This is a genomic window from Iodidimonas nitroreducens, assembly GCA_000710935.1.
GTDB classification, from domain to species: domain Bacteria; phylum Pseudomonadota; class Alphaproteobacteria; order Sphingomonadales; family Rhodothalassiaceae; genus Iodidimonas; species Iodidimonas nitroreducens.
This window is the reverse complement of record BAYV01000010.1, coordinates 141,404-148,570: the sequence shown is the minus strand read 5'-3', so window position 1 is coordinate 148,570 and position 7,167 is coordinate 141,404. Positions and strand designations below refer to the sequence as shown.

Annotated in this window: 6 protein-coding genes, 1 tRNA gene and 1 riboswitch; of the genes, 2 read left to right on the top strand and 5 right to left on the bottom strand. The window is 55.3% G+C overall.

Annotated elements, in window-relative coordinates; all coding sequences use genetic code 11:
* Positions 1–371 precede the first annotated feature (371 nt).
* Together AQ1_RS04885 and AQ1_RS04880 are read right to left on the bottom strand one after the other, a co-directional pair.
* A tRNA-Arg gene (locus tag AQ1_RS04885) sits at positions 372–448 on the bottom strand.
* Between the two features lie 27 nt (positions 449–475).
* Positions 476–757, bottom strand: a complete 282-nt coding sequence (locus AQ1_RS04880; protein WP_042084787.1) for an ETC complex I subunit — start codon at positions 755–757, stop codon at positions 476–478.
* Between the two features lie 311 nt (positions 758–1,068).
* Between AQ1_RS04880 and AQ1_RS04875 the strand changes: the two genes are divergently transcribed.
* Positions 1,069–2,736, top strand: a complete 1,668-nt coding sequence (locus tag AQ1_RS04875) for a thiamine pyrophosphate-dependent enzyme (protein ID WP_042084785.1) — start codon at positions 1,069–1,071, stop codon at positions 2,734–2,736.
* Positions 2,737–2,787: 51 nt separating this feature from the next.
* Here AQ1_RS04875 and thiC read toward each other — a convergent pair whose 3' ends face one another.
* Positions 2,788–4,638 (bottom strand): phosphomethylpyrimidine synthase ThiC, encoded by a 1,851-nt coding sequence (thiC, locus tag AQ1_RS04870; RefSeq protein WP_042084852.1) that lies wholly within the window; start codon positions 4,636–4,638, stop codon positions 2,788–2,790.
* 80 nt (positions 4,639–4,718) lie between these two features.
* A riboswitch (TPP riboswitch) is annotated at positions 4,719–4,827 on the bottom strand.
* A gap of 70 nt (positions 4,828–4,897) precedes the next feature.
* Positions 4,898–5,593, bottom strand: a complete 696-nt coding sequence (lipB, locus tag AQ1_RS04865; RefSeq protein ID WP_462687055.1) for a lipoate-protein ligase B — start codon at positions 5,591–5,593, stop codon at positions 4,898–4,900.
* A 125-nt stretch (positions 5,594–5,718) separates the two neighbouring features.
* Between lipB and AQ1_RS04860 the strand changes: the two genes are divergently transcribed.
* The gene (locus tag AQ1_RS04860; RefSeq protein ID WP_042084784.1) at positions 5,719–5,955 is read left to right on the top strand and encodes a FliM/FliN family flagellar motor switch protein; all 237 of its coding nucleotides are present in this window, start codon (positions 5,719–5,721) and stop codon (positions 5,953–5,955) included.
* A 38-nt stretch (positions 5,956–5,993) separates the two neighbouring features.
* Here AQ1_RS04860 and AQ1_RS04855 read toward each other — a convergent pair whose 3' ends face one another.
* Positions 5,994–7,163, bottom strand: a complete 1,170-nt coding sequence (locus AQ1_RS04855; protein WP_042084783.1) for a GNAT family N-acetyltransferase — start codon at positions 7,161–7,163, stop codon at positions 5,994–5,996.
* Between the last annotated feature and the right edge of the window lie 4 nt (positions 7,164–7,167).

Below are 7,167 nucleotides of genomic sequence, written 5' to 3'. Positions count from 1 at the left end.
AGCAAAGCGTCTATAAATCTAGGGGCATCTCAGCCAATTGTCGGCGATGAGCTTTGCCACATGATACTGCGCGACCGGATTGACGATTGCCAATTCCCGCCGCCAGTCAGTTATTTTCGGAATACTAAATCGCTCTGGGCTGGTCTTGGGGTAGTTCGGGTAATTCTGTAGGTGTGCCCAAGCATCCCCAATGGTGCGGCGATATTTTGCGAAATCGGCGGTTGTGAACGCAGGCGGCAACTCCTCTGGGAAGTACCCAGCACCCAATAGCGCCTTCAATTGCTCGCTCTTTGACATTATCCCCCCGCAAGTCCGTCTTGGGACATCTGCAGGGATTACATAGAAATGCCTGCCTATCAACATCTTAGCAGTGGCGACCCCGGCAGGACTCGAACCTGCAACATCCTGCTTAGAAGGCAGGTGCTCTATCCAATTGAGCTACGGGGCCCCGGGGCATCTTTATCGTAGTCCGAACCTATTTGAAATTATCCGCATAGGGTTTGATAATCCGCTTGCGGCTTTGTTCGGGCAGAATCTGCGCATCGATTTTGTATTTCTTGGCATAGGCGAGGGCTTCTTCCTGCGTTCCAAAGCGCAATTTCACCTGCCTTTTGGTATCTTTCGATCCGGTCCATCCCATTAAAGGCTCAACAAAACGCGGGCTTTTGGATTCAAATTCCAAAACCCATTGCTGCGTATTGCGCTGCCCCGATGTCATGGCCGATTTCGAGGGACGATAGATCCGTGCCTTGCTCATCTTTTGGTCTCCGAACGAAAATCAGGGATAGCCTTTGGGCTTCTATAGCCTTGGCCGGGGCAGATGCGCAATCCCCCTGCGATTTTTATGTCGGCTGAGATATTGGAAAGGGGCAATTAAAGGAATTTTTGCCGCCTTAAGTGCATATCATGAAAGCTGAGATCACAAAAAATAATGAGAGATAGCGCAGAGACTGGGATGATCGTGAAATATAGTGTTCATACATTTTATTGGTTTTCAATCTCGCGTCGGTTTTGCTAAAAACACTTTTAAGAAGATTATTTATATTCATTGAAGGGAGAGAATTATTTATGAATGTTTCAGATGTTTTGTTGAAGATTTTGTCGCGGCATGGTGTGCGACATTTATTTGGTATTCCGGGTGATGCCATCAATGATGTGACGGATGCCATCAGGCGACAGGACGAGATCGCTTTTATCGGTGTGCGCCATGAGGAAGCGGGCGCTTTTGCGGCTTCGGCTCAGGCCAAGCTGACGGGTCAGCTTGGTGCCTGCATGGGCACATCGGGGCCGGGGGCCATTCATCTGCTTAATGGCCTTTATGATGCCAAGCTCGATCATGCCCCGGTCATTGCCATCACCGGGCAGGTGGCCACCGGGTTTATTGGCACAGAATATCATCAGGAAGTGCGGCTTGAACGGTTATTTGCCGATGTTGCGGTCTACAGCCAAACCGTGATGACCGAAGAACAGGTGCCGGCTGTTTTTCTGGAAGCCTGTCACGCTGCTTTGGCCCATCGTGGCGTTGCTCATATTTCATTGCCCACCAATATTTCCGGGCGCACGGTATCGAGCAGCCAGACACAGAATTTGCTGCGTGCGGCGTCTGGCCGGATCGCCCCCGCCTTGGCAGAGTGTCGCGATGCTGTGGATCTGATCAATGGTTCAAAGAAAATTGCCATTCTGGCTGGCATCGGTTGCCATGGGGCGCGGGATGAACTGATCGATTTCGCAACTGCTTTGCAGGCCCCTATCGTTCGTTCCCTGAAGGCGAAAGAGGTGATCGATGATGATCATCCCCTTTGTATTGGCGGTTTGGGGATGCTGGGTGGCAAGCCCGGGGTGAAGGCCATGGATGCCTGTGATCTGCTGATCATGGTGGGAACTGATTTTCCCTATCATGATTTTTATCCCCGGGATGCCAAGATCATTCAGATCGATATCGAGCCGACCCGAATCGGTCGGCGGCATCCGGTTGATGTGGCGCTGATGGGCCATGCTGCGGCCACGCTTACCACATTGCGGGGCCAGATATCTCAAGATCGGTCGGGGGATTTTCTTGGCAAAATGCAGGATGAAATGAAGCAATGGCTCCAAGATCAGGAAAAAGCCGAACAGTCCGATGCCATCCCCATTCATCCGCCACGGGTGATGCAGGCCTTGCAAAAACGAGCCCCGGCAGATTCGATCTTCATGTGCGACACCGGCACCGTCACGGCCTGGTCGGCGCGGCATTTGCGGCTGAAACCGGGCCAGCGCTATAGCCTTTCAGGGGGGCTTGCATCCATGGCCTATGCCTTGCCCGGGGCCATCGGGGCGCAATTGGCTTATCCCGAAAGCCGGGTTTTTGCGCTGGCGGGCGATGGGGCTTTTGCCATGCTGATGGGCGATTTCGTGACGGCGGTGAAATATGATCTGCCGATCATCATTTTGGTCTTTAATAATGCCAAGCTCGGTTTCATCACGCTGGAACAAGAAGCCAAAGGCCTGCCCGAATGGGGAACAGACCTGCTCAATCCCGATTTTGCCGCCTTTGCCAAAGCCTGTGGTGGGCTGGGATTATCCGTAGAAGAACCCGATCAGCTTGAGCCCACTCTTGATGAGGCTCTGGCCGCCGGGCAACCCACGGTGATCGATATCAAAGTTGATCCCGAAGCCCTGATCATGCCGCCGAAAATCTCCCTTTCACAGGCAAAGAATTTTGGCCTCGCCAAAATCCGTGAGGCTTTGGGGCAATAGCGCATCTTTCGTCGCCCCGGGGCAAGCCGGGGCGACGATCAGGCTACGACCTCAAATCTGCTTGTCGGCCTCCAGATAAATCTCGGAGCCTTTTTCACGGAATTCCGCCGCCTTTTCCTGCATTCCGGCATCGGCATCGCTGATGCTTTCGCCGCTATCATTTTGCAGCTTGGCAAAATCGCGGATTTCCTGAGAAATCGCCATGGAACAGAATTTCGGCCCGCACATGGAGCAGAAATGCGCTGTTTTATGGGCTTCTTTCGGCAGAGTTTGATCATGAAATTCCCGTGCCCGATCAGGATCGAGGGAGAGATTGAACTGATCTTCCCAGCGAAATTCAAAGCGGGCCCGTGACAGCGCATCATCCCGAGCGCGGGCGGTGGGATGGCCTTTTGCCAGATCGGCGGCATGGGCGGCGATCTTATAGGTGATCACCCCTTCTTTCACATCATTGCGATCCGGCAGGCCCAGATGTTCTTTCGGCGTGACATAACAAAGCATGGCCGTGCCGAACCAGCCGATCATCGCCGCCCCTATACCGCTCGTGATATGATCATAGCCCGGCGCGATATCGGTGGTCAGCGGCCCAAGGGTATAGAAGGGCGCTTCATGGCAGGCTTCAAGCTGCTTGGTCATATTTTCGCGGATTTTGTGCATCGGCACATGGCCGGGGCCTTCCACCATCACCTGACAGCCATGCTTCCATGCCACCTTTGTCAATTCACCCAGTGTTTTCAATTCGGCAAATTGGGCGGCATCATTGGCATCGGCAATCGAGCCGGGGCGCAGGCCATCGCCAAGGCTGAAGGAGACATCATAGGCCGCCATGATCTCGCAAATTTCTTCGAAATGCTCGTAAAGGAAGCTTTCCTTATGATGGGCGAGGCACCATTTCGCCATGATCGACCCGCCGCGCGAGACGATCCCGGTCACCCGCTTTGCCGTAAGGGGGATATAGGGCAGGCGCACACCGGCATGAATGGTGAAATAATCCACGCCCTGTTCCGCCTGTTCGATCAGGGTATCGCGGAACACCTCCCATGTCAGATTTTCCGCAACGCCATCCACCTTTTCAAGGGCCTGATAAATCGGCACGGTGCCCACCGGCACCGGGGCATTTCGGATGATCCATTCCCGGGTATTGTGGATATTGCGGCCGGTGGATAGATCCATGATCGTATCGGCCCCCCAGCGAATGGCCCAGACCATTTTATCAACCTCTTGGGCGATCGAAGATGTGACCGCCGAATTGCCGATATTGGCATTGATTTTCACCAGAAAATTCCGCCCGATGATCATCGGCTCGGCTTCGGGGTGATTGATATTGGCCGGAATGATGGCGCGGCCCGCGGCCACTTCGGAGCGGACGAATTCAGCGGTGATATGATCGGGGATGATCGCGCCAAAGCCTTCGCCGCCATCGCGATTGATGGAGGCGTCGCCCGCTGGCCTGCCCAGATTTTCACGAATGGCGATGAATTCCATTTCCGGCGTGATGATCCCCGCCCGGGCATATTCGAGCTGAGTGGGTTTTCTGCCTTGTTTTGCCCTGAGCGGGCTGTGCTTTTTGGGAAATTCGCGGGCCAGATGGCGCTCGGAGACATTGCCATTGTCTTCGGGGCGAACCGCCCGGCCTTCATAATCTTCGACATCGCCGCGCGCCCTGATCCAGGGATCGCGCAGGCGCGGCACGCCGCTTTCGATATCGACATATTGGGCGGGATCGGTAAAGGGCCCCGAGGTATCATAAACCACCACCGGCGGTTCCTTGGCGCTGGGATGCAGATCGATCTGGCGCAAAGGAACGCGAATATCCGGGTGCTGTTCCCCGGCGATATAAATGCGTTTCGACGCCGGCAAAGGGCCGGTGGTGACGCTGATGGGGGCTTGTTCGTCGGGCATGGTGCGCTCTCCTGAAAAATAAAGGACAGGGCAGGCATGGGGGCAAGGGATGCGGGTTTTGGGCGGAATTAATCCCGCCGCTTGCATCATGCGTCCTTTCCCTTCGCAGGCTTTACCCTGATCAGGTTCAAAGGGTCGCCGCTCAAACGGCCTCTCAACTCTCTTGCAAGAGCTCCCCCAGGAACTTGGTTCATAATGTGAAGGGGATTGCTCCGATTTGCAAGCACAGCATCAAAAAATCGGCTGAAAATAGGGCGATCTATGGATGAGACAGGCCAAATATACGCGGAAATGTGGCTTTGAGGGCCGCATCCACATCCGCCATGCTGGCAGAAATGCCCAGATCCTGTAGGGATGTGACCCCAAGGCCACTGCTGCCCGCGATCCCGCAGGGCACGATCCCGCCAAAATGCGAGAGATCAGGCGCCACATTGATGGCAAGCCCGTGAAAGCTGACCCAGCGCCGCACCCGCACCCCGATGGCGGCGATTTTGTCTTCGCGGCCATCGCCTCGATCCACCCAAACCCCTACGCGGCCCTCGCGGATTTCGCCATGCACCCCGAATTCAGCCAGAGCGGCGATGATCCAGCCTTCCAGATCGGCCACATAGCGCCGCAGATCGCGCCCGCGCTGTGTCAGATCCATCATTACATAGGCAATCCGTTGGCCGGGGCCATGATAGGTATATTGTCCGCCGCGCCCGGCCACATAAACCGGGAAGCGATCCGGCAATAAAAGATCATCGCGCCGGGCGCTGGTGCCCGCAGTATAAAGGGGCGGATGTTCAAGCAGCCACACCAGATCCTGGGCCTGGCCATCGCGAATAGCGTTGGCGCGGGCCTCCATAAAGGCGAGGGCATCGGGATAATCCACCAGATTATCCGAGCGCACCCAGCGGTCTTCTGGACTGATTACAAGGCTCTTGGTTGTTTCCATCGGCGCAGATAAGATCATAATGCCCCTTTTGGCAAGATGGTGCATCATCAGGCATGAGGGATCGGGCATGAGAACGCCGGGGGCCTTAACCATATGGCAACCATGATCTGCAAGGCTGCAGCGAAAGATTGGAGTGCCGTTTCATGAGTGCGATCAAGCGTGTTGTCGTTGATATTTCCGTGGTTTTAGGGCGAGCCGATATGCCGGTTAGGCAATTATTGAAAATGGGCCGGGGGGCGGTGATCGATCTGGATGCCAAGCATGAAGATGAATGCTGGATCTATGCCAATGGCGAATTGATTGCGCGCGGCGAAATCATGATGGTGGGGGATCGGCTCGGCGTTTCGATCACCCGGATGACCTCGCAAGCCGAACAATGATGGCCCCCTGATAAGGGGTGAATGAAATGGCGATCGCCTCAGCCGCTTTGGTTTTTGAAGGGCAGATGAGTCGCTAAAAGATCGACGGTCGCCTCTACATCGCGGCGTTCCAGATCAAGATAGCGGCGCACTGCCTCGCGAAAACCGGCATCGCCGATATGATGCGCCGACCATGTTTTGACCGGAGCATAGCCCCGCGCCAGCTTGTGCGGGCCCTGGGCCCCTGCCTCTACCTTTTTGAGGCGATGGGCAATGGCATAATCGATGGCCTGATAATAGCAGGTTTCAAAATGCAGGCAGGGATGATCTTCGATGCACCCCCAATAGCGGCCATAAAGGGTATCGGGTCCGCAAAAATTAAGGGCACCGGCTATAGGGCGGCCATTATTTTCGCACAAAAACAGCAAAATCTGATCGGCCATGCTGGCACCGATCAAAGAAAAGAAATCTCGGTTGAGATAGGGCGTTCCCCATTTGCGGCTGCTGGTATCGCGATAAAAGGCATAAAAGGCATCCCAATCGCTTTCGCGGATATCGGGCCCCGCGATCCATTTGATGGAGATCCCATGGGCCACAGCCTCCCGGCGCTCTTTTTTGATCTGCTTGCGTTTTCTCGAAGAAAGGGCAGCCAGAAAATCATCGAAATGATCATAGCCATCATTGTGCCAGTGAAATTGCTGATCACTGCGCATCAGATAACCCATATCCTGCGCGATCCGTGCATCATCGGGTTCCAGAAAGGTTAGATGCGCGCTGGAAAGCCCCTGTTGATCGCACAGGCTGGAGAGTCCCTTCAAAAGGCTTTGCTTGGCTGCATCCTTGTCACAATGCCGCGATACCAGAAGCCGTGGCCCGGTCACCGGGGTGAAGGGGCTGGCGATCTGCAATTTCGGGTAATAGCGGCCGCCGGCGCGTTCATAAGCATCGGCCCAGGCATGATCGAACACATATTCGCCATAGGAATGCCCCTTCAGATAGCAGGGGGCGGCCCCCATGAGCTGGTTCTCCTGATCCGGGCCCCCTTGCTGATAAAGCCCCAGATGGCGGGGCAGCCAGCCTTTTTCAGCGCTGATGCAGCCGCTGTCCTCCAAAGCCTTTAAAAAGGCATGGCGGATGAAGGGATGGCCCTGGCTCATGGCATCCCATTGGGCGGCATCGAAATCGCCGATACCGCCATGGATCTGAACGATGGCCGGGGGCGTGCTCATCGCC

What these genes read in the sequence shown, in the direction of transcription:
- thiC (WP_042084852.1), bottom strand. Translation starts at nt 4,638, where the DNA reads ATGCCCGACGAACAAGCCCCCATCAGCGTCACCACCGGCCCTTTGCCG.
- lipB (WP_462687055.1), bottom strand. Translation starts at nt 5,593, where the DNA reads ATGATCTTATCTGCGCCGATGGAAACAACCAAGAGCCTTGTAATCAGT.
- AQ1_RS04880 (WP_042084787.1), bottom strand. Translation starts at nt 757, where the DNA reads ATGAGCAAGGCACGGATCTATCGTCCCTCGAAATCGGCCATGACATCG.
- AQ1_RS04860 (WP_042084784.1), top strand. Translation starts at nt 5,719, where the DNA reads ATGAGTGCGATCAAGCGTGTTGTCGTTGATATTTCCGTGGTTTTAGGG.
- AQ1_RS04875 (WP_042084785.1), top strand. Translation starts at nt 1,069, where the DNA reads ATGAATGTTTCAGATGTTTTGTTGAAGATTTTGTCGCGGCATGGTGTG.
- AQ1_RS04855 (WP_042084783.1), bottom strand. Translation starts at nt 7,163, where the DNA reads ATGAGCACGCCCCCGGCCATCGTTCAGATCCATGGCGGTATCGGCGAT.